Below are 24,393 nucleotides of genomic sequence, written 5' to 3' on the forward strand. Positions count from 1 at the left end.
TTAATAAATCTCATAAAAAAAGAGCGCTTTTTCTTCTTGAAGAAATATGCTCCTATTGTTAAAGACCATTATATACCTAAAGCTATCCAGTTCTTGAAGAATATCTTTTATTTTAAATCTCTTCTACGTGTAGAATATCATCTCCCCCATTTGCATCATCTAAATCTTACATTCTCACTTCAACAGTAGAATTGATTTGGTAGAATTGGCGTTCCATTCCCAAAGACGTATTAATAACACATTCATTAGTTAACAATATCATAAAAAAACGTCTAAAGACCTCATATCATGGGGTGGTGGTTTAGACGTTTTTATTCAGTCTGGTTTAGTTATGTTAAACGATACATCTTTAATATTTATATTTTTTAATTAAATTCTGCAATTCTTCAGCCATTGTAGAAAGAGATTTTGCAGAGGTTGAGATTTCTTCCATTGAAGCCAATTGCTCTTCAGTCGATGCAGCTACTTCCTCTGCTGTTGCTGCATTCCCTTTTGCTGCATCTGCAATTTCATTTGTCGTTTCTCCAACCTCTTGAATACCTGCTGACATTTGTTGTGCTGTGGCAGATATAGATTCCATTTGTGGTGAAATTTCTCTCATACTAATAAGAATTTCTCGAAACTTTTGAATAGCTTCCTCTGATATCGAAAGTCCACCTTTCACATCATTTGTGACTGTTGTCATGATATTTACTGTATTCTCAGTGTCATTTTGAATAGCATTAATTAACAATGTTATTTGTTTAGCTGATTCATGTGATTGTTCTGCTAATTTTCTTACTTCATCAGCAACAACTGCAAATCCTTTTCCTGCTTCTCCAGCTCTCGCTGCTTCAATTGCTGCATTTAATGCCAAGAGATTTGTTTGATCTGATATTCCTGTAATTACCTCAACAATTGATCCTATTTCTTTTGAGCGATCTGATAGAGAGGTAATCATTTTATTTGAGGTATTAACAGATTCATAGATTGAATTCATTTGCTCTACCGTTTTATTAACAGAATCTCCACCCTCTTCAGCTTTAGCAGTAGTGGATTTTGTTAAATCAGTAATAGCTAATGAATTATCAGCAATGATTGAAGACCCTTGTGCTATTTCATTTAAAGCAAGTACATTTTTATCAATATTATTTGTTTGTTTTTCAGCACTGCCAGCCACTTCAACAATTGCAGTTGAAACTTGCTCTGTTGCTTGACTGGTTTGTTCTGAACTTGCAGTTAACTCTTCAGCTGATGCAGCAAGCTGTGTCGAATTATCTTCAAGTGTTCTTAACAGATCACGTAAACTACCTTGCATCTCAGAAAATGAAACAGCTAATAGACCAATCTCATCTTTTGACTGAATATTGATTATTTCTGTTAAATCACCTTCACTTATCTTCTTCGCTTTGTTTTGTAAATCTTTCAATCTTCGTGTAATTGAAAGTACGATAAAAGTGACAACTACTGATCCAAGAACAATAGAAATCCCTATAACAAGCACCGTTGTATTTAATATGGGGTGAGATGCGTCACTTATTTCTTTAGTGAAGTATGTTCCAGCAATCTTCCATCCAGTTAAATCATTTGTTAAAAAATACATTTCTTTATCATCTTGATTTAGTTTATAGCTAAAATGACCAGACTCGTTTTTGTATAGATTATCATAAAACCCATTTTCTGCAGGATCACCTGTTTTAGCGATAGGACTTATGATAAAGTTCTGTTTTGTATCAAGTAAAATAGCGTATCCTTTTTTACCAATAAGTACTTCTTCAACTGTTTCCTTTAAATTGTTCATTTTGAGATCGATTCCAATCACACCAGAACCATCTTCTAATGATTTTGTAATTGTCACAACCATATCACCTGAACTAGCATCTTCATAAGGACTAGTAATGGCTACTTCTCCCTTTTTTTGATCTGCTTCTTGATACCATGGTCGATCCCTTGGATCATAATCATCAGGTAATTCTAACTTTGGAGAAGTAATCATTCTACCATCTGTAGTACCAACATAAATTGCTTGTACCTCAGGATGTAAACCAATATATTGATCGAGCTTTTGACCTATTTCAGAATTTTCACTTCCATCACCAAAAAGATCAGAAGTGAGCTTCCCAGAGAAAAAGTCAGCATCATGTACTTTTGGAGCAATTGTACTGTTAATATTAGAATTTAATAGAGAAATGCTGTCCTTTGAATTCTCCAATATATTACTTTTTAATTCTACTTTTGCACTATTATAAGCTAAAACTCCAACAATAGAAGTGGGAATAATCAATATAACTGCAAAAGCAATAAATAATTTTGCGCGTAAACTTATGTTCATCTCTGATGTCTCCTTTGGATACAGTAATCTCATCATGTATATTAGTGTATATATCGACACTACTAAAATAAAGTTTAGTTGGGGGTCTATTCCATAATTCTCAATCCAATAGACACAAAGGTTTTAAGGACTAAATAGAAGTATTATCAAAGACGTGTTAAGGTTAAGAACACTTAATTCGACAAGACTTTATGTCGACTCACGTAGAAAATATGACATTTATTTTTATGTATGATAATATCATTTTGTAATACATAATTTGGAGGGTATTTTTATGAATAAAACTGAACTAATTAATGAAGTAGTTGGCAGATCAGAGTTGTCTAAAAAAGATGTAACAAAAGCAATAGATTCTGTGTTAGATGTACTTCTTAATACTCTTAAAGAGGGAGATAAAGTTCAATTAATAGGCTTCGGTAATTTTGAAGTTAAAGAACGTGCTGCTCGTAAAGGACGTAACCCTCAGACTGGTGAAGAAATAGAAATTGCAGCGTCTAAAGTACCTTCTTTCAGTCCAGGTAAGTCATTAAAAGATGCTGTTAATAATAGATAATTTATATGGTAAAGGAGAATCCATAAAGATAAATGGATTCTCCTTTTTATGATAGGACGAAATTTTCGAAACTAGCACTTCTCATTAATCCTTTTTTGATAAACACTGGTATTTAACTTTGAATTTAACTAAAGACTCAAGATATATAAATTCATGATTTTGGATTGAACTAGCTGTTTCGATATATGATAAAATGCCTTTCTTTCACCAGGAGGTACATCCAAGACGTGTTAATAACACTTTTCGTTAGTTCCTGTAATAAAACAAAACGCCTCAATCCATTGTTACCAATGGTTTAAGACGTTTTTATCTAATCAGATTTAGTTGTGTTAATTATTATTAACGCAAAGTTGATCTTCGAAAATATAAGGGAGTTTCCTCCCTTTCTTTTAAAACTGGTCGCTATCATAAGTGAAAATACTGAAATCTTTAAAACCCCTTATATATCAATAATTGTTGAAATACACAGTATCATTAAACGTCATTCCAAAATGACTATATTCTATATGAACATTATTTATTTCTTCATTATGAATTACACTAACCCCATAAATTTCATCGTCTTTTGATGCAGCTCCATTATCTAATTCTTCATAATTGGAAGAAGGTAAAGTTCCTGTTTTAATGGCTATCTCATCTATATCGGTAAAGCCGAATTTTTTCCCTTTTTCACTTTTATAATCATCCGTTATGATAAAACCTTGTAACGCATTACTAACTTGTAACCTTGTTTCTAAAGGCTTTTCATTATTATTTACCGAAACATCTAGGATTTGTACTTCACGAAAGCCATTATTACCAATACCAATTACAACTGATTTATTATCCTCGCTTGAAGCAATAGTGCCAATCTCCAATGGTGGATTAAACTTCAATAAAAGATAAATACCACCAACAACTATTAAGAGAATAAGTATTCCTGTACCTCTCCATCCTAATCCACCGAATAAATCAGCGAGATTACTTCCGTGTATACTGCTAGAAGGATTTTTTAATTCTTCTTGCCTCATTTTCTCTCTTCTTATTTCAGGAGTTTCCTTATCGTTGTCCATTTCAATCCCCCCCTATAATTTAAACCTTATTAAACTCTACTGCCACGTTAGTGAAAAAGCGAGTGTTCTTATTGAACATTCGCCACCCGTTACTTTAAGTATATTTCTTCACAAATTATCTCTTTAAAAAGTACTATTTATTTATAATTATTGATAATTTATAGTTCACATGCTTATTCAAACTTACTAAGAACTCATCTAATTCTTTAGTGGAGGGGAATTTACATTCTAAAAGGTAGCAACTATCCCCACTAATTTTATAGTTATTTATTACATATTCTATTTGTGCATTTAAGAATGTCAGATAAGGTTCGTGATACGAGCTATTTGTAATAATACTTATCATTGCGTGAATTGAATAGCCCAACTTTCCTTGATTAATTTTAATGGTATATCCTTCAATGATTCCGCTATCCTCTAACTTTGCCACTCTAGCTGAAGTAGCTGGTCCAGTCAAGTGGACTTTCTCACCTAACTCTTTCATTGTTATACGACTGTTCTTGGATAGTTCATCTAGGATAAGCAGATCCGTGTTATCTAACATCTATCTAATTCCTTTCATAAATAAAGTCAAACAACCAAAACACTTTATTTAATCCATGTATCGGTCATTAACCATAGTATAGAATATAAATTGTTCGAAGGAAATTATTTTACAAAAGGAGATAATAAACATGAATATACATCAAATTCGTAATGCAACAATCGTTGTGGAATACGCAGGGAAAAAGTTTTTAATCGATCCAATGTTAACGGAAAAAGGTACCTACCCACCTTTCCCAAATTCGCCAAGGCAAGATCAAAACAATCCTTTAGTAAGCTTACCAACATCCATTGACAATATTATAAAAGATATAGATGCAGTTATTGTTACTCATTTGCACTATGATCATTGGGATGATGCTGCTAAAGAAGCTTTACCAAAACAGACCAAAATATTTGCCCAAAATGAAGAAGATGCGACAGAGATTCGAAACGCTGGTTTCCAAAATGTAGAGGTTTTACAAGACGATACAAAGTTTGAAGGTATCCAATTAGTGAAAACAAAAGGCGAGCATGGAAGAGGCGAAATCTTAAAACTTGCTGGTCTTGTATGTGGCGTTATATTTAAACACCAAACGGAGAAAACATTATATGTTGCAGGAGATACTGTATGGTATGAAGAAGTCCAAAAAGTAATTGAGACGAACAAACCAGAAGTAATTGTTGTAAATGCTGGGGATAATCAATTCTTCCAGGGTGGTTCTCTAGTCATGGGGAAACATGATGTCTATGAAGTGAACAAAGCTGCTCCAGAAGCAAAAATCATTTGTGTTCACATGGAAGCTGTTAACCACTGGGGACTATCTAAAGAGGAACTGAAGAGCTTTACTAAAGAAAAAGAAATCGCCTCTAATGTATTAGTACCAAATGACGGTGAATCATATACATTTTAAATAATATTGGAAGATTATGAAGGAGTGATAGTTGTGTCGGTTGAGGCAAACAAGGAATTGGTCCGTCGCTTTTATGAAACCATCGAACAAGAAAATTATGAGGCACTTAAAGATTATTGCCATGAGAACTTTGTATTCTATCCACAACTGGATACACCTTTTCCTGGTTTAGAAGGACTTGTAGAATCAGAGAAAAAAAACTTTGATGCATTCCCTGGCTTTAAAATGCCTATTCAATCCATAATAGCTGAAGGTGATCAAGTAGCAGCATATCTCATCTTTGAAGGAACTCATACAGGTATCCCGTTGTTGGGTGTTCCTGCTACTGGAAAAACCGTTAGATTCTCTCTTATGATGAAGTTACGAATTGAAGATGGTAAAATCATTGAGAAAAGATCACATGTTGATGTAAATGATGTTCTTCGACAGCTTAAAGATTAATTTTTTTATTAAATCAAATGTATCAGTATCAAATTGACCCTTTTTGGGTCTTTTTTAATTTTTTTCTCATCTAAGTTCCCCTAATGTTAAATCACCATATTCAGAATCCTTATTAATACAGATAGGTAAGGGTTTGAAGTTATCGCTCCCTTTTCCCCCTGTTCACACCTGTACGTGCGACTTTCACCGCATACGGCGTTCCAACTAAACCAATTTATTCTTTCTATGTATCAATGCAAACGAGTACTATTTTTCCAGTATTAGATAATTTCATTTTGACATTTTAATCGTAGTTTATTTACTTTTTCTTTCTGCTTACTATTAAGCTTTAAAGATTGTAAAAGATTTTCTATTTTTACTTTGTCTTTTAAATGTATCAACTGATGAATTGCTTTATGAACAATAATCAAATTTGAATAATTATCATCTTTCGACAGGTAATAGGGGTTTATATGATGGCAATGCCATTCATGAATCCCTAACTCCTCACCTAATATTGCACACTTTCCATATTGGGCAATAAACTTACTAATCCTGTTGTCATTATACTCAATTGATCTGTTTGGAATGTAGTTTCTCATGATGTAAGAAAGCATTGTTTTATCAATAGCTTTTAGACTATTGTGTATTTTAGCTCTACCTTCGGTAGTAAAGTTACAAATTGTGTGTGAGAAACACAGTGTAGTTGTCCACCGTTGGGCATGTATAGGGACAAATACCATTTGTTTTACCTTAAACAGTCTTGCCTTATAGCCCTTGTATCTTTTCTGTAAGGTTTTAGTCATATCATGAAAACTTCCCTCGGTTCTAAGGTTCTTTAATTGATTATATAACGATTTTCGCAGGTGAGCGTTTAACTCATTCAGATTGATAGTGATGTTAGTGGCGAAAGAGTAATAGTTTTGGATTCCCATGACGACAGTATTGAAATTCCAAACAGTTTGAATGCAAGGTTTTCTTTTAACTACTTTTATAGCTTTCTTAATCTTTTGGAAGGCATTTTCTTTAGCCTTCCTCGACATATCCGACCTTGCTACATAACCAAATCTTGTTTTTCCTTTCCTAACAGCCTTTATTGAGAATCCAAGAAACTCGGAAGAGTTTTTCTTTAAATTTATTACCCTCGATTTCTCTTCGCTTGTTTCCAAATGAAGTCTTTTTCTCAAGAAAACTCTCAATGCATAATTCATTTTTATTGCCTGTGACCTAGTTCTGCACATTACCTTAAAATCGTCCGCATAACGGACGATGAAGCACTCTTTTAAAGCCGTTTTCTTTAAATGCTGATATTTACTTCCATTTGTGGAATAAGTATATCTGCTTTCAAATGTTTCCCATTGGTTACTTATCCACCAATCCAATTCATTCAATATAATATTTGAAAGCAAAGGTGATAGGATTCCTCCTTGCGGAGTACCTCTTGTAGGAATACCTTCTCCTTCAATCTCTGCTTTTAATAGCTTAGATATAATAGAAAGAAGTGATTTATCCCTTATTCCTAATGACCACATTTGTTTAAGAAGTTTGCCATGATTCACATTATCAAAGAAACCTTTAATATCCACATCAACACAATGATGGAGCCCAGTTTGATTGATAAGGAATTCAAGTCTAGCTTTAGCGTGATGAGTGCTGCGGTTCGGTCTAAATCCGTAACTATGTTTATGGAATTTTGCTTCACAAATTGGCTCTAAGATTTGAAGTATGCATTGTTGAAAGACTCTATCCCAAATCGTCGGAATTCCCAAAGGTCTGGTTTTCCCTTTTCCTTTTGGGATGAAGACACGCCTTACTGATTGTGGTTCATACCTATTGAACATGGATTGAACCTTTGCGATTACATCTTCAACTGTTAAGTGTAAGATATCGTTAATAGTTAATTTATCTGTTCCCGCAGTTTTGCTACCTGTGTTTCTTTTGATGTTCCGGTATGCAAGTCGTATATTATCTTCAGAACACATTAATTCTGTTAAGTCATAGAAGTGATGACCACTGACACTTTGAGCATATAGTGAATCCAAACAATCTTGCATACTATAATACTCACTGTGTCTCAGTTTCTTCCGTTTCAATAAGTTGGTGACCCCTTTCGGAGTTAAACCTCTATTAGTCTCACGAGAACCTTATTAATCGATAAAGAACTGCCTTACTTGGTTGAATAAATCTTTATTAGCCTAGTGGCTATCCCTCCATGTGGATTAAACATTTCATTGGTACTGTGCCACCACTTTCACTGATATAAAGGTAAGTTATACAACAACTAATCTCATTGTTGTTTTCCCTCCCGACGATTCATTGGAAGTAAGTCCTCCACGTTATCAGTTTACAACGTTGAATTATATCTATTATAGAATGAACTTAGGTGCTTCCTTTTAGCCTGTTAACATCCATACGCCTAAAACGTATCATGGATTTTCATATTAGTTATTTTTACTCATCCACATCTAACATCACAATTTGGTGATATACACATTTCTATGTATTGCAGGTATAGACCAGTACATTCAGAAGTTTGTCAGCTTAACCTTTTATTGTAGGTTTCTTCGCATACTCACCATATTCAATCAACTCAAGCATCATGATTTACACCACCCCATCGGGTAGGCTTTCGACAGCTATATTACGCTATTACGGTAAATTCTTACGCCTTTTCACCGAGCTCTTAACACTATCATTCTTACTAAATCAAGTGCTAATCGGCTAAGAGAGAACCCTTCCGAGCGTTACCTCATCATTTGATTCTTCGATATAACCCTTCAGTTCCGAAAGGAACTGCCTAACCTTTACCAGAGAAATGTAACCATCCTCCATTTAAGCTAGGAACATTTCGCACAACTATCCTGCACCGTTAGTTTAGGTGAAAACCTTCACAATATCACTTATATTCTAATTATATCTTATCAGAAGATATTAAATTATTGTTCTTTTTTCCACATTTTAGTAAATTATACTGTGTAGTATATGTCTACTAGGCATTAAATGGGTTATGCTAAATCCTGATTTTGTTGCCGAAAAATAGTTATAGATTCTGGTGTTTCTCCCCCAAGACGTGTTAATAACACTTTTCGTTAGTACCTGTAATAAAACAAAACGTCTTAAACCATTGCTACCAATGGTTTAAGACGTTTGTATAATCAGATTTAGTTGTGTTAATTATTATTTTAACGCAAAGTTGATCTTCAAGAATGTTAGGGAGTTTCCTCCCTTTCTTTTTAAACTGGTCGCTATCATATCCAACCTTTCTAAAAAAACGCATCCTTTAATTGAATATATCTTTTAGATAGGTTACTAAGTTATGACCAGCGAAATACATAGTGTTAGCCAATTGAACATTCATTTCTATTAAAAAGGTCAATCCGTACGTAAACACTATTACTGCAATTATAAATGTTATAAAAATCAAAAACGGGCGACTCACATAAACACCACCATTATCTAATTCTCAAGTATTTTACAATTTGAAAGTAATAATTAAACTGCCTCAATACTTCAATAAAAAAAGAGCAATGCCTTCTTCTTTAAGGATTGCACCCGTTAGTTGAACAACAGAAAAGTTTTTAAGTCTTGTAGATAATAACTAATTTATAAATTATAAACCCTACCAAAAGCCCAGGTACTAAAGAGAGCATAGGTAAAAAAACAGGACCAATTATCACACCAAATATTTTTAATGAGGTTGAATATATTAAGCCTATTGTAATAAAGAACGCTCCAAATACAAAAGGTATGTAGGAAAAGGAATTCACTTCTCCATCTGCATTACGGTATGCATCCCAAATGGCAAACATATATAAACAAGGGTAAAACATAAGCCATTGAAGGTTTGTAACGTCAATGGCTTTTTGTATTTCTCCTTGAAATGAATAAAGAATCGCTAAATTGAACTTGCTTAAAACATTAACAAGAATCTCCAAAAAAATGAATACGCTTCCTTTAAATAAACTACCATTTAGAAACTGACCGAACCCTGGTAAAGCTATACTCCATAATAAAGTCTCATGTTTTTTAGGCTTTCTAAAATCCTTCACCCAGTATCACTCAATTCAACATTTGATTGCGTTCTTCCATTTGAGGTGGTTCTTCCATCCAACCATTTTTAATCATTAATTTTGCACCTTTATGAGCATATTCAAATATATCTTTCATAAAAATAGTCATTTTAGCTGGTAAATCATTTCGTAAACTAAAGGCGGTACCTAGTGAGCCACTTCCCATAGAAAAACTGCAAAAAAGACTTGTACAATACATCATCAATTTATCAGAAAATGGTGCTATTGTTGAACGGGTTGCATTACCACCTGATGTTTGAGGAGTTTGTATACCGCCTTGAAGTAAGGTTTCACTTAATTCCTTTACAATACTTTTAGCAAGTTCAGCTCCATCATTAAAGTAATTTTTAACCTCTGCTTCATTTGCACATTGAGCAAAACCTGTAATCATTTGAAGGCCCGAGACATTTGATTCAACTGAATGATGAAGTTGAGCCACTTCCACTGTATTTAATGAACGTTTTTCGCTAAACGGATTAATGGAGAGTCCACCCAAGTAGCTGTTATCTTTAACAAATTCAACTGACTTTGGCATTGAAACATGAGGAGATTTAACAAGCAACCCCTTTTCAAGCAAATATTGTGTGCAAAGGTTGTAATACTTTTGAGTAATGGAAGTTAGATCTTTAAAAATCAGTACAATATCTTCTCGATAACTCATAGTTATATTTAATGAGTGAAGCCCCATACTAATTTCTTTCAGTAGGCGAACAAACATGATGTCAAAACCATTATCATATAACTTTGGCACCTCTTTGTTAACATCTTGAGCAGTAAATCCAACTGGTATAAAAGCACCTTCATTTTGTAAAGTTTCTGTGATTTTACCAACATAGTTGTCAATCTCCACGTATAAATTAGTCATAATCTCCTTGGCTTTTTCATCATCAGCTTTCACTATTAAGTATTCTAATATTCGTAAAATCATTGTCTTTTCTTGATATGTAAGCCATAATACACCTAATTCAGATGAAGTAATTGCTGATCTTTCTGGCATATAAATCTCCTCCTAAAATTAACTCATTTTAGCTTTGGCGTAATATGGTAAATTTATTCGATATTTGTAATTTTTCACTCATTCTTATTGGTATGCACACAACACGATACGGTGTGATTATGGTTGCAGTGGATAATCGATAACTACCTCCCCTTCTAAGAAGGTATTAAAATATTATTATGCTGCGCAGTAATAGTCTACTATGCAATAAATAGGAAACCCTACATTCTGGTATTGTTGCCGAAAAGGATAGAATCTGGTGTTTCTCTCCCAAGACGTGTTAATAACACTTAACTTTTAGTTCATCTAATAAAAAAACGTTTCAACTCCAGTACTATCAAGGAATTAAGACGTATTAACTACTCAAATTTAGTTGTGTTAATAGATATTTTACACGAAGTTGAGACTTTAAGAATAAGAGTGAGTTTCCTCCCTCTATTCCTAACCGTTATTATATCCAACGGAAAAGCAACTAACATAGTATAGTTAAAAATAATATGATTAACTCTTCAACACTTGCATTTGATTTTTTAATAAATAAAAATCCCCTATAGTTTTCACTTAACCAAAAATAGTTTTTAATAGTAAAAGGGTGCATATATACGTGTTCTTACTACACTCCTTGCAAAACTACTTGTCTAGGAGTGGAAGTATGTTCGGATTAGGCTAAAAATGCAGTAGGTTTGGAAAATGGATTGATAAGAAGGGTTTGACTCAAAATGATATTGCGAATAAAGCTAATGTAGGAAGCATAACTGTATCAAATATGTGTAGTGATCCAGAGTATAGTTCGAGGATTGAAACATGGACTAAAATTAGTAGAGCTTTGAAAAGTTTTGGTTATGAAGTGGATAGAAGAGATTTCTTTGATATGTGAATAAATAAATCCTTTAAATCCACACTAATCAAACATCATGAATTCCCCCATTTAAAAGCCCCTCCAATTATGAAAGGGCTATTTCTAATTTCTTGAATTAAGTATACTTTGAAGAAAACTTACTGACTCTTTTTTACAAAATACTTATTGGCTACTAAAGCAACTTGTTCTCTTTCAGCTAACAGTTGAGGATTAAAACTGTTAGAGGACTCACCAATCATTAATCCTAGGTCATCAGCATCAGCCGCTGAGTTTGTCCACTCTAAAATTTCATCATGATCAGCAGATGTTAACTTGTCTCCATAACCAGTCACGTCAGCTCCTAATGCTTGTACTAAAATAGTTGCCATGTCTTTACGAGTTAGATTTGCGTCAATTCCAAAATTACCTTCCCCAGTTCCACTTATCAAGCCAGCTTTTACAGCAGCCTCTACATACGAATAAGAAAAGTGGTCAACTGGTACATCTGAAAACGTAGTAGTAACTGACGAATTTGAAGAGTCTAATTCAAGTGATTTTGCTAGGACAATAGCAAAGTCTTGTCTCGTTATCTTACTTGTTGGATTATAATCTCCATTTGCATCCCTTGTAATAATGCCTTTTTCAACTAATTCCAATATTGCATCTTTAGCATAAGATTCTTCAATATCTGTAGATGCGGAAACAGAGTTAAAAGAAAACAGCAAGATAAATCCTGTTAAAAACAATGACTTCATGAAATAACTTCTCATACAATCCCCCTACTTTTTTACTATTTCAATAATAAGAAAATTGTATCACTACATTTTTCCTTTGTATACACCTTTTGGCATGTAGCACAACTACAATTTGTGTCGTAATCTTTTACTACTACTCAATATTAGAGTTACTCCACAAACCGGCCAGAATGCGGAAGAGAGATATATGTTAACCTTAGGTTTTACCTTTACCCTCTAGACGTGTTAATAACACTTATCTTTTAGTTCCCGAGCTAATAAAAAACGTCTCACCCCCAGTAATATCAAGGATTCGAGACGTTTTAACTACTTTTATTTAGTTGTGTTAATAGATATTGTGTGCAATTGTCTGTCTTATATTTCTTCCCTTACCCCATGTATTCACCTTAAGAAACCTACCAATATTCTTAGTAGGTTGGGTTTACCACGTTCGAAAAATGCTGATGTTTTTGTATTCAAATTATAATCTATGAAACTTCCTCAATATTCGGAATTGCAGCAATTGCTCCTACTTTCATACAAACCATTGCACCCACTTTATTACTAAAAGTAATGACTTGTTTAAGATGTTCAAAGTCTTCTAAAATATTTTTAGGATCTCTTGATTTAGCCAACTGATAAAGTGTTGCTCCTACAAATGCATCACCAGCACCAGTGGAATCAATTGAGTTTACTTTGATACTCGGAACAACTTCAGTATTTTTTCCATTAGAGATAAATGTTCCCTCTTTTCCAAGTGTTACGGCAATTACTTTTGTTCCCAAGTTATGAAGATATAAAATTCCTTGTTTTACATCATTCATTCCTGTTATAATCCTCAACTCATCTTCACTTACCTTTACAAAATCTGCTAAGGCTATTCCCTCTTTAGCTAAATCAATAAATGTTTGTATTCTATCTGGCCACAGGTCTTTTCTAAAGTTAGGATCAAAAGAAATAAATTTATCTCCTTCTTTTGCTGTTCTCATTGCATTTAAATAAGTAGATTGAAAGGGATCCTCTAAGAGAGCAGTAGCTGATCCGAAATGTAAAATGTTACTTTCCTCCAGTTTCTTTTTACCCAGTTCATCTTCAGATAAAAATGCATCAGCTCCACGATTAAACACAAAATCCCTTTCTCCGTCTGCTTTTAGTGATACAAAGGCTAGTGTTGTTGGATGTTCCTTATCTAATACGATCATAGAAGTATCAACATTTAGATCATCTAATGTTTTCTTTAAAAAGTGCCCAAACGGATCATTGCCTACTTTCCCACAGAATTTTGCATTACCACCAAGTTTCACAATCGTGGCACACACATTTGCAGGCGCTCCCCCTGCATGTTTTTCAAAATTCTGGCCATCAACTAAATCTATGTTTACATCTGTACAAAAAAAATCAATTAATAGCTCACCAATGCAAATGACTGTTGAACTCATTCAAATTCCACCTTCCTTTTGCGATTCTTTGCAAAATAAAGCTCTAACCACTTACCTGATTAGAGCTTTCTAAATATTTTTTAAATTACTTCCAAATTGATTCTAGTTCAGTTATTTTTAATGTTGAGACATTTGTACTTCCCCCATTTGAGACCAATGTGAGACCTTTGCCAATCTCACTCGGGAAAATTAAGCTAGTCATGGCAATCTTACCATCATTTGCAAATAATTCGATTGATGAGGTATCAATAAACAGTTGAAGCTTTACTTTATTATTTTTCATTTTTAAGGGTGCTTCTTGTACTGCTGGGAATGATGCTGAGAAACTATTTTCCCCTGAATTCCTTCGATCTACTAGTAGTGAACTATTCCTAACGTCATAACTAATAATGGTTTTTTCATTCTCTGAATGCTCAATGAGTAAATCAAATTTCTTTGAATTTATTTGTTCCAATTCAATTTCAATCTCTATTAACTTATTGTTCAAGTCAAAACAAAAAGAATTGTTAGAGTCAATGGTGAACTCTTTATGAATATTCGTCTTTTTTCTTATTGTATTAATTTCTGATACAGGTTTTTGAGCTAAGCGAACTCCTTCTTCGGTAGAAATCAATGACAACTCTCTTGGAACTGTCATTGCGCTTCTCCACTCATTCGTTGGTACTTGATTCGCATAACGCCAGTTGCTCATCCACCCAATATAAATTCTTCTTTCGTCTGGTGAATCAGACCAGGTAACACCAGCATAATTATCTCTTCCATAATCTAACCAAAGGATTGTATCATCGTCATTGTCATTTACAAAGGTTGTACCATCAAATTGACCAATGAAATATTGTGTTCTAGAACCTTCTATAAATTCCGGGTTATCTCCAATACTTACCAACATAGCCCATTTATGATTGCTATTTTCATTATCAATAGGTAATTGAAATAGGTCGGGGCACTCCCAAACTCCCTCATGTGAACCAGCTTTATTTCCGAATTCACTTGCAAACTCCCAATTTTTTAAGTTTAAAGATGTGTAAATCGTGATAGATTGTTCAGTAGCTAATACCATAACCCATTTATTGGTATCATGATGCCAAAATACCTTAGGATCACGATAATCCGTTATATTCACATCTGAAAGTACTGGATTCCCTTCATATTTCACCCAAGTTCTTCCATTATCCTTACTATAAGCTAAACTTTGTCTTTGACGAGGTCGATCAGAATCCGGATAGTTATCAGCACTCGTATAAATAGCTACCAGTCCAGGTTGATCATCGAAAAATCCAGAAGTATTATTCCAATCAACTATTGCACTACCAGAAAAAATCGCTCCATGTTCGTCTGGAAATAATGCTATCGGAAGGTGGTCCCAATGAATTAAATCTTTACTAACTGCATGGCCCCAATGCATAGGGCCCCAAGTTGTGCCAAATGGATGGTGTTGATAAAACAAGTGATACTCATCATTGAAAAATACCATACCGTTAGGGTCATTCATCCATTTCTCTTCTGGTGTGAAATGGAATTGAGGACGATACTGCTCTTGATATTTTTGTACAACTTTATTAGATTGCATTGTCATAGTTTTCACCTTTTCTTAAATTAATTTTCTACTATTATCCGAATAGATGTACCATGCCACAGCATCGTCCATCCACCTAGTCATTAATCTAATCTATTATTGCTGATTTCGATCATATCCTGCTTGTTTAATTTCTAACCATTCTTGTAACCCAAGTCGGTCTAACTCTGCTAAATGACCATCCCACTCTTCTTCAACTTTTCCATTTGTGATCCATTCTGCTTTTTTCCTTTCAATATAAGGAAATAAATCCGCTTCTATTGTTGAAAGTTTATCTAATTCTTCGATTGAGAAAAACACTTTTGGATAAATGTTTTCTGCTTTCATATCTGGTACCATAACATCTTTCATTAATCCTAATCTCCATGCTGCATCGTCTGGTTTAGTCGTAACATTTCCATAATATTCATCCAGAATCGCTAATGGCCCACCGATAGATGTTTTCTCTCTTAATTCAACAGGAGCTGCACCCTTTAATGGAAGGTGCTTTAGCATATTAGCGCTTTCATCCAATTCAAAAATGTTTTGCTGTGTTTCATCTCCATACGTACCCCAGTTGTTTTGAACAGATTGAAGTGGATCATAGAGTTCGTCGATCCATTTTGCTGTTAATTCTAAGTTTTTGTTTGCACTTGTAATAACCATTCTACCTCTATCGAAGCCCATTCCATTTGTTCTTGCTACATTTTCATGTCCATCTGAACCTTCTAGTGCAGGCATTAAATCATATTTATCATTCATCCCAGTGATATTTGCTTTATCCCATGTGAAATATAATCCATAGCGCTCTTCTTTTCCTTTTGCAAGATACGTATTCCAATCCTGCTCAAATGCCTCAATGTCAATTAAACCTTCATCATATAGTTCATTGAAAAATTCGATCGCTTCCTTATATCCCTCGTCTGCAGCTGTTAGTTTTACTTCGCCCTCATTCGTTACAACAGTATGATCCCAGTTTTCCCCTAGACCAAATGAACCAAATAAGAATGATAGATCCTCGCCACCATGATTAATGATGAAAGACAATGGAATTTCATCTGCTTCCCCGTTACCATTTGGATCTTGAGTTTTAAAAGCAATTAATACTTCTTTTAATTCCTCAGTAGTCGTTGGCATTTTCAAACTTAAATTATTCAACCATTCAACGTTAATCCAAGGAAAATCGTCCACTGAATGAATACTTTCTTTCCCTGATCCTAGTTCCTCAATCCAAGGAAACGAATAAATATGCCCATCAGGTGCAGTCATCATTGCTTTATACTCAGGTGCAGCATCAAGCACTTTTTGTAAGTTTGGCATATGTTGTTCGATTAATTCTTCAACTGGAACAATTGCTCCATCTTTTGCTAGTTTTAATAATTCATAGTCACTATAACCTGCATTCAATATTGCATCCGGCAGCGCTCCGCTAGCAATGGCTAAATTTCTTTTTTCAACAAATGTATCCGATGTATAGTTCGTCCAATCAATATGAACCCCTGTTTCATCTTCTAATCTTTGATAAATGAGTTTTTCATTTGGATCATTTGGTGCTAATGGGGAACTTTGTGTCAACATTTTTAATGTAACCTTCTCTTCTAATGGAAATGAAATCTCTTTAATTTCAAAAGCCTCAGATGAAGCACTTTCATTACTTTTATTACTACATCCCGTAGCAACTAACGCTCCGGAGAGTACCAATGCAGAAATAGTTTTATACATTTTTTTCATAGTAAACCCCCACTTTTTTTTATTATTTTAAAGATCCAACCATAACACCTTTTTCAAAATATTTCTGGAAGAATGGATACATAACAATTAATGGTAAGCTGGCAATGACAATCGATGAATACTTAATCATTTCTGAAATCTTTTGCAACTCAGCTCTTGCAAGTTGATCACTAATCATTCCAGGCTGTACCTCGTTTTGAATTAATATAGAACGTAATACCAATTGCAATGGATAGAGATCTCGATCTTCAAGATAAATCATCGCATCAAAATAAGCATTCCATTGACCGATAAAAGCATATAAAGCTAGAACAAAAATAATTGGTTTAGACAAAGGGAAGACTATTTTTAGGAATATCTTGAATTCTGATGCACCATCTATTCTTGCTGCTTCCTTTAACTCTTTTGGAATCGATTTAAAATAGGTTCGAGCTAAAATAATAAACCATACATTAATAGCATTTGGAACAATTATCGACCAAATTGTATTAAGCATCCCTAAATCTCGGACAACTAAATAGGTTGGGATTAATCCCCCATTAAAAAACATTGTAATGAGAAAGAATACCATAATTATTTTTCTACCAACTAAACCATCTGTGGATAACGTATATCCCGCAAGGATACAAACTATTACTGTTACAATTGTAAATCCAGTTGAATAGAGAATTGAATTTATGAACCCTTTCACAATGGTACCATCAGTAAAAATTCTCTTGTAGCCTTCAAAGGTCCAATCAGATGTATTTATCTTAAATCCTTTGCTAAGTAGCGCATTAGGTTCTAGAAAAGAAGCGAGCAATACATATAAGAGTGGCAAAACAACAATCATGACAATGACACTTAACAGAACTTTATTAATAAGAAGTATTAATTTATCAGTTTTTGAATTATTCATTCATTTTCCTCCTTTCTATAAAAGACCTTCACCTTCATTTAGCTTTTTCACCACTTGATTGACAAAGACGAGTAAAATCACATTAATAACTGCGTTAAATAATCCAACTGCAGTTGCAAATGAATAGTCGCCTGCTTGTAAACCTCGTTTATATACATAGGTTGGAATAATTTCCGAGGATGGCAGGTTCATTGATGTTTGTAATAGGTAAGCCTTCTCAAAACCGATAGCCATAATGCCTCCAGCAGCTAGAATAAATAGCACTGCCATAACCGGTTTCAATGTGGGAAGGTCAATATGCCAAATTCGTTGTAAGAGTGATGCCCCATCAACTGTTGCTGCATCATGAAGTTGCGGATCCACATTCGCAAGTGCTGCAACGTAAATAATCGATGCCCATCCAGCTCCTTGCCATACTCCAGACCAGATGTAGATCGTTCTAAATGCTTCTGGATCAGACATAAATGATATAGGCTTATCCATGAAAATAGATAATATAGTATTAATTGGACCAGTCGGTGATAAAAATAAGAAAACCATTCCTGAAACAACTACTACTGAAATAAAATGTGGTGCATAAAGAAATAATTGAACATTCTTTTTTATTTTTGTTCTTCGCACCTGATTTAACATGAGAGCTAATATGACGGGAATCGGAAATCCAATGAGAAGTTCAAAAGAACTTAATTTAAGCGTATTCATAAAAATTTCCATGAAATTAGGTGATGTTAAAAAGTTCGTGAAATGCTTAAAACCAACCCATTCACTGCCCGTGATTCCCTTAATTGGACTAAAATCTTTAAATGCAATGGTTGCCCCATACATTGGTACATACTTAAAAATGATTGTAAGGATAACAGCAGGAGCAAGGAGTAAATAAAGAATGTAGTTCTGTTTAATATACTCAAATTGACTCTTTATTTTAGATGCAACTTTGATTTGTTTTGCTGGTCCTTTGTTAGCCTTTACTAATTCTTGCAATATATTAACCTCCTTATTTGAAAGTAACCACTATTGATAACGATTTCATTTTTACGTGTGAATAATTTGCAATGTATGCTCGTTCATTAGTTTTCCCCTCTCGTTGTTTAGTTCTCTCTCTGTGATTTCTACTATAACAAAATCGAAACTTATAATATTTCAAATTTTTTGGTTGTGAATATTAAATTTCTTTGGTTCTTATTTTATTCCAGAAAAAATCCCCTAGCTTAAAAACTAGAGGATTAGAAGTCTTTTGGATTTTTAATATCATTTAAACTATTATTAATTTTCTCCACAGCTTCTTTTGCGGAAGCCTCTACATTTTCCCCGCCTATACCAACATCCTCAAATAATGTCTTAATCGCTTCACTTACAGCAGGATAGACAGGTGTAACTGGGCGGTTCTTAGAGTATTTTTGAGTTTGTTGTATAAATATGTTTTTCGGGTATTCATTAAGTTCAGGAAATGCATTAACTACTGAGTATCTCGCAGATAAATCACCTGTCATTTCAACATATTTTTTTGAGCCTTCAAAACTTGTAGCATATTTAATAAATTCCCACGCTTCTTCAGGATATTTAGATTTTGCTGAGATCCCAAGAGCCCAACCACCTTTTGGTGTAACTTGATTATTCATCTTTGGTAACGGCGCAACTCCAAAATCTTCCCCTAATTTAAAGTCAGGATAATTCTTTTCAAGGTCTGCAAATACCCATGAGCCCATAACTGTCATTGCAAGCTTTCCCGTCTCAAACGGATTAGGTGGTAATTCAACCGCAGCAACTTTATGTTTGTGATAGAGATCTTGATAAAATTGTAATGCCTTTAAAGCTTCATCCGAATTTAAGTAGCCCTCTGCTGATGTAGCATTAGGGTTAAGAACTTCAGCACCAAACTGCCATAGAAGTGGAAGTTTAAAGTAAGCAGGAGCTTCCCCCGCACCAAATCCCTGTGCTGGATCAATTCCATACACACCATTCACAGAATTCGTTATTTTTTTTGTAGCCTCTAATACCTCATCCCAAGTCATCGGTTTATTAGGATCTTTAGATGGGAATGGCACCCCCGCCTCCTTAAATAGGTGCATATTATAAAATAAGGCTACACCAGATTCTACCATTGGTGAAAGGTAAATTTCATCTTCATACGTTAATCCCTTCAATGTAGTAGGAGGTATATCTTCAATATCACCTTCGGCTTTCATATATTGATCAATAGATAAAAGAGATCCTGAATTTGCATAAAGAGCTAAGTATGGGGTATCAATTGCCATAATATCAGGTGGATTTCCTGCAGCGATTTCTGTTCGCAACCTTAATTCATAGTCTGCATATGGAATAGATACCATCTTAATTTTGATGGAAGGGTGTGACGCCTCAAAAGTTGAAATTAAAGCTTCATAAGCTTTATTCTCTGATGTAGTCCCATTATTTCGCCAAAATGTGAGGTAAATCTTATCTTTTTCATCAATTTGATTCTTCCATTGTCCTTTTTGGTCATTTGAGTAGTTATAAAAAAAAGACAAAGTATAACAAGCTAGTATCATGAAAATAATTATAATAGTAATAACTGCTACTTTCTTTATCATACGGTTCCCTTCTTTGTTACGAATTTATCTATTCAAATGTTGCGATTTACGGAATTCAACTGGAGTTTGACCAAAGTGTTTTTTAAATACAGTACTAAAATAACCTGAATTTGAAAAACCCACTAAGTGAGCTACGTCAATTATTTTTAGTTGTTTATCTTTTAAAAATGCTTTAGCATGATCCATTCGTAAGGTGATTAAATAATCACTAAAGTTTTGACCAATGTTGTGTTTAAAAATTTCAGACAAATAAGTACTATTAATATGGAACTTATCTGCCAAAGTAGTAAGTGAAATTTCATTTGCATAATGCTGATCTAAATAGCGACGAACATTTTCTACGATTGCTACCCCATTTGAGGAGCAACGGTCTTCATGTACCTTTTCAATGATAGAGTGCGCCAAATGAATGAGTTGTTCTATGACCCTGTTTTGAGAGTTAAGCTCCCATATCCTCTGTTGGCAATTCCATATCGTATTATTTATTTCAATCGTATCAATATCATACTTTTTTGCTAAAAAACCTAACATAAATAGCACTCTATTGGCAACAAACGAAAAGGACATAATCGATTGGTTATTCATTTCTCCCAAAATTGAATATATAGTTTTCTTAAAGTCCTCATGATTTTCAGTTTCAATCGTGTTAATTAATTTCTTTTCAACATCAGCTGTAAACTCAAATACCTCCTTATTCGTAGTCTCCTCGATCACCTGCGATTGTGAGCCTAATTGGCTTTGACTCCAAGAAAGCAATGCTGATATATATCCATTCTTACATTCTGTCAGACCAGTAACAACCTTTCCAATACCTATCACTGTTTCTATGTTCATGAATTCCTTTACATGTCGTTGAATTTTTCTAATCAATGGAGATTTAGAATTTAACTGGCTGGAATCTACTCGATTGATAAAGTGAATCATATTTGCATAACTTGCATCATAGAAAGAATAAGTTCCATCGTGTTCTTTAGCTATTTCCCTGCATAGCATTCTAAAAGGAAGCCACAGTTCCTTTATATTAAATGCCTGTTCTGTACCTCTTACCTCCACCGTTACAAACTGAAAATGTACGTCTTCATTCGCAAAATCATTTAACTGCAATTGCTTAAGCCTCTCACTTGTAACTGTAAGTTCTGACCATTCTTCCTTAACCAAATGGAGCAAATATTGTTCCCGCATTTCTTCCACTTGGTTGTGAACCATCCTTTTAATTTGATCTGATTCGAGTTGTCTTTTCTTTTCTTTCTCTATTTCCGATCTAATTCGTCTCAAAGCTTCTACTAATTCATCGGGAGCGACTGGTTTTAAAAGGTAATCTTTCACACCTTCTATCATCGATGATCTTACATACTCAAAATCGGAATAACCTGATAAGACGATTACTTTAACATTCAGATGTTCACGATGACATTGTTTCACAAATTGAATACCATCCATGATTGGCATCCTTACATCTGTTATGACAACATCTACCTTCATCTTTTTTAACAAGTCCAGTGATTCTTGTCCATTCGAAGCTTCTTCAACGATTTGAAAACCTTCCTCTTCCCACTCTACTTTCATTCGTAACCCTTTTCGAATTTGTATTTCATCATCTGCAATGATTACCTTTAACATGTATATCCCCCCAATAACTTGATTGCTTGTTGAAATATCCATTTTAAACTTAAGTGGTTTATGATAAGTGATAAAATATGCTTTCCCGAAAAAAGCCTGATAGTTTCTCTAACCATATGAAGAAGAGAAATCCACCTTACTAATGGGAGTTTCTTTTTATACAAGGCTCTTTTCTGAAAGATTCTTGCTAATTGACCTAATTATGCAGTGGAAACATTGTTGTTATGGCAAAATAGGTACTATCCTATGAAGAAAAGATGCCACTATGCTTTATATAGTGCTGTTTACTTGGAGTTGTTAAAGCAACAAGTTTACGAAAACAGCCTTATACAAAGAGTAATTTTGGTACCCTTATCCTTTTCAGATTGAATGTTATATGAGAAGTTTTCACCATAGTATAACTTCAAACGGCCTAATACATTTTCAAGACCAATACTGCTACCTTTGCTTTTTAACACATTGCTTGATTCATTATTTAATTCTGTATCCAGTAAGTTTGTAACGACCTCTTCAGTCATCCCTATTCCATAATCTTCAACGATAATAAATATTTCATCTCCACAGTTCTCTGTTTTTATTTTTAGCTGGGCAAACTGTTTATTTATAAAACTATATTTTACTGCGTTTTCAACAAGAGGCTGTATAATAAATTTAATAATTGGCACAAATTTTGTTTCTGGATCTTCTTCAATTTCTACAGTAATCGCATCTTCATACCGAAGCTTTAATATATCAGTAAAATCTCGTATATAAGCAATTTCCTCACCTAATTTTACGATATCACTTTGAGTATTTAAGGAATACCTCATCATTCGGCCTAAATGAATGCTTACATTCATAACCTCTTTGTTTTTACCCTGGGCCGCTAATCCACCAATAATTTCAAGAGTATTGTTTAAAAAATGAGGATTAATTTGTAATAATAAAGCTTTGTATTCCGCATCCTTTCTGCGAATGTTTGCTTCATATTCAGTTCTAATTAAAAAATTTAATTTGTCAATTGTATGATCAAATACTTTTATAGCATATCCTACTTCGTCGTTATATGATTTAATTCTCAGCATAAAATCTTTAGCTCTAGAAAAGTCTCCTCGTTCAACAAATTTCATTGCTTTCGTAAGCTTTCCTAATGGTCTTACAATTGTCGAGGAAAGAAAATAAGAAGCAATAATTGTTAAGAAAAAAATGAGAACACTTGTTAACAACAAATTTTTCTGCAAGGTATTAATCTTTGAAAACAACTCAGACTTTGTAATCTCACTGACTAAAACCCAATCACCGATTTTTAACTTTTGGTAAAACACAAGGTATTCATCACCATTATAATTAGTTTCTATTAATCCTTTATTTTGTTTATCATTCCATATTTCTTCTAGGCTTTTATTTAATACATATTCCGGAGTCTGTACTTCCCCAGATAACACGTTATCTCCCGAACTATCCACTAAATAAACACGACCATTTTCTCCAAGCTTAATTTTACTTAGTGCTGTTTCAAGCAGTGAAGATGGAAAATTAACTTTAATCACTCCAGATAAATCAAGCGTATACAAATCAAACAGCGGAAGAAGATAACTATTCACATTTGCTGCAATCGCTTCATCATGGGTTTTAACCCACCGCTGATCATTTTCAGTAAAATTTTTGAACCACTCTGTTTCCTGTATTGTTGGAAGATCCTCCCATGTTCCAGTACCATCAATAAGAAAAACAGATATAGACATGGATTTAGAATTGTTAATCATCATGGAAGAGAGCTGCATTTTAAGCTGATTTTTTAATAAATCCTGAGCACTTTTTATTTCTGTATTATCCTTTTCTGATTTCAACCATTGTTGAGTTGCTTGATTAACCAAAACCTGTTTTCCAAGATCCTCTGCTTGTGAAGTGATTGAATCAATATAAAGTGAATACTGGTCCATCATTTCGACAGTTGAATTCTTCGTTTGTTCTTCAAAAATTGAAGTAAACCAATTTGGAATGATAATGGATAAAACCAGAAAGGGGATCGTTAGTAGTAGAGTGAAAATAATAAATAAACGATTTCGCAATGAAAAAAACATATTACCTCCTAGATGGTTAAAGACCCTTTCGAATTACAAATCATACAAGTGAAAAACTCTATTTTCAATATAGTTATATAAAATACAATTTCATTTTGCGGATTCT

The 24,393-nt window shown here is 33.8% G+C and carries 19 protein-coding genes; 4 read left to right on the plus strand and 15 right to left on the minus strand.

Annotated features, from left to right (window positions below):
- Window positions 1–349: 349 nt before the first annotated feature.
- Window positions 350–2,311, minus strand: coding sequence for a methyl-accepting chemotaxis protein (locus tag JOC75_RS09350; RefSeq protein ID WP_204953794.1), 1,962 nt, complete (start codon window positions 2,309–2,311; stop codon window positions 350–352).
- Window positions 2,312–2,585: 274 nt separating this feature from the next.
- Here JOC75_RS09350 and JOC75_RS09355 point away from each other — a divergent pair, with 274 nt between their 5' ends.
- Window positions 2,586–2,864 (plus strand): HU family DNA-binding protein, encoded by a 279-nt coding sequence (locus JOC75_RS09355; RefSeq protein ID WP_204953795.1) that lies wholly within the window; start codon window positions 2,586–2,588, stop codon window positions 2,862–2,864.
- Window positions 2,865–3,310: 446 nt separating this feature from the next.
- Here JOC75_RS09355 and JOC75_RS24350 read toward each other — a convergent pair whose 3' ends face one another.
- Together JOC75_RS24350 and JOC75_RS09365 are read right to left on the minus strand one after the other, a co-directional pair.
- Window positions 3,311–3,916 (minus strand): DUF6366 family protein, encoded by a 606-nt coding sequence (locus JOC75_RS24350; protein WP_338036571.1) that lies wholly within the window; start codon window positions 3,914–3,916, stop codon window positions 3,311–3,313.
- A 133-nt stretch (window positions 3,917–4,049) separates the two neighbouring features.
- Window positions 4,050–4,460, minus strand: a complete 411-nt coding sequence (locus JOC75_RS09365; protein WP_204953796.1) for an Lrp/AsnC family transcriptional regulator — start codon at window positions 4,458–4,460, stop codon at window positions 4,050–4,052.
- Between the two features lie 130 nt (window positions 4,461–4,590).
- Between JOC75_RS09365 and JOC75_RS09370 the strand changes: the two genes are divergently transcribed.
- Complete coding sequence (locus JOC75_RS09370) at window positions 4,591–5,352, plus strand: MBL fold metallo-hydrolase (protein ID WP_204953797.1); 762 nt, start codon at window positions 4,591–4,593, stop codon at window positions 5,350–5,352.
- A 33-nt stretch (window positions 5,353–5,385) separates the two neighbouring features.
- Window positions 5,386–5,793, plus strand: coding sequence for an ester cyclase (locus JOC75_RS09375; RefSeq protein ID WP_095395715.1), 408 nt, complete (start codon window positions 5,386–5,388; stop codon window positions 5,791–5,793).
- A 260-nt stretch (window positions 5,794–6,053) separates the two neighbouring features.
- On the opposite strand, the gene ltrA is transcribed toward JOC75_RS09375, so the two are convergent.
- The 3 genes from ltrA to JOC75_RS09390 form a co-directional block, all read right to left on the minus strand.
- Window positions 6,054–7,865, minus strand: coding sequence for a group II intron reverse transcriptase/maturase (gene ltrA, locus JOC75_RS09380; protein WP_476703447.1), 1,812 nt, complete (start codon window positions 7,863–7,865; stop codon window positions 6,054–6,056).
- Between the two features lie 1,485 nt (window positions 7,866–9,350).
- Window positions 9,351–9,821 carry a hypothetical protein gene (locus JOC75_RS09385; RefSeq protein WP_204953798.1) on the minus strand — a complete coding sequence of 157 codons (471 nt, stop codon included), beginning with the start codon at window positions 9,819–9,821 and terminating at the stop codon, window positions 9,351–9,353.
- Window positions 9,822–9,831: 10 nt separating this feature from the next.
- Window positions 9,832–10,839 carry a DUF3231 family protein gene (locus JOC75_RS09390; RefSeq protein WP_204953799.1) on the minus strand — a complete coding sequence of 336 codons (1,008 nt, stop codon included), beginning with the start codon at window positions 10,837–10,839 and terminating at the stop codon, window positions 9,832–9,834.
- Between the two features lie 709 nt (window positions 10,840–11,548).
- Between JOC75_RS09390 and JOC75_RS23960 the strand changes: the two genes are divergently transcribed.
- Window positions 11,549–11,716 carry a LacI family DNA-binding transcriptional regulator gene (locus JOC75_RS23960; RefSeq protein WP_275580286.1) on the plus strand — a complete coding sequence of 56 codons (168 nt, stop codon included), beginning with the start codon at window positions 11,549–11,551 and terminating at the stop codon, window positions 11,714–11,716.
- Window positions 11,717–11,835: 119 nt separating this feature from the next.
- Here JOC75_RS23960 and JOC75_RS09400 read toward each other — a convergent pair whose 3' ends face one another.
- The 9 genes from JOC75_RS09400 to JOC75_RS09440 form a co-directional block, all read right to left on the minus strand.
- Entirely contained in the window at window positions 11,836–12,447 is a 612-nt protein-coding gene (locus JOC75_RS09400) for an S-layer homology domain-containing protein (protein ID WP_204953800.1), read from the minus strand.
- A gap of 452 nt (window positions 12,448–12,899) precedes the next feature.
- Window positions 12,900–13,850, minus strand: a complete 951-nt coding sequence (locus tag JOC75_RS09405) for a carbohydrate kinase family protein (RefSeq protein WP_204953801.1) — start codon at window positions 13,848–13,850, stop codon at window positions 12,900–12,902.
- Between the two features lie 85 nt (window positions 13,851–13,935).
- Window positions 13,936–15,426, minus strand: coding sequence for a glycoside hydrolase family 32 protein (locus JOC75_RS09410; protein WP_239589387.1), 1,491 nt, complete (start codon window positions 15,424–15,426; stop codon window positions 13,936–13,938).
- Between the two features lie 96 nt (window positions 15,427–15,522).
- Complete coding sequence (locus JOC75_RS09415) at window positions 15,523–17,136, minus strand: ABC transporter substrate-binding protein (RefSeq protein WP_204953802.1); 1,614 nt, start codon at window positions 17,134–17,136, stop codon at window positions 15,523–15,525.
- Between the two features lie 22 nt (window positions 17,137–17,158).
- Complete coding sequence (locus JOC75_RS09420; protein ID WP_204953803.1) at window positions 17,159–18,034, minus strand: carbohydrate ABC transporter permease; 876 nt, start codon at window positions 18,032–18,034, stop codon at window positions 17,159–17,161.
- A gap of 15 nt (window positions 18,035–18,049) precedes the next feature.
- Complete coding sequence (locus JOC75_RS09425; RefSeq protein WP_204953804.1) at window positions 18,050–19,015, minus strand: ABC transporter permease; 966 nt, start codon at window positions 19,013–19,015, stop codon at window positions 18,050–18,052.
- A 242-nt stretch (window positions 19,016–19,257) separates the two neighbouring features.
- Window positions 19,258–20,604 (minus strand): ABC transporter substrate-binding protein, encoded by a 1,347-nt coding sequence (locus tag JOC75_RS09430; RefSeq protein WP_204953805.1) that lies wholly within the window; start codon window positions 20,602–20,604, stop codon window positions 19,258–19,260.
- 24 nt (window positions 20,605–20,628) lie between these two features.
- On the minus strand, window positions 20,629–22,224 hold the full coding sequence (locus JOC75_RS09435) for a response regulator transcription factor (protein ID WP_204953806.1): 1,596 nt from the start codon (window positions 22,222–22,224) through the stop codon (window positions 20,629–20,631).
- Between the two features lie 311 nt (window positions 22,225–22,535).
- A complete protein-coding gene (locus tag JOC75_RS09440; RefSeq protein ID WP_204953807.1) occupies window positions 22,536–24,287 on the minus strand; it encodes a sensor histidine kinase in 1,752 nt (583 codons plus the stop codon).
- Between the last annotated feature and the right edge of the window lie 106 nt (window positions 24,288–24,393).

This window comes from Metabacillus crassostreae, from assembly GCF_016908395.1.
Classification (GTDB): Bacteria; Bacillota; Bacilli; order Bacillales; family Bacillaceae; genus Metabacillus; species Metabacillus crassostreae.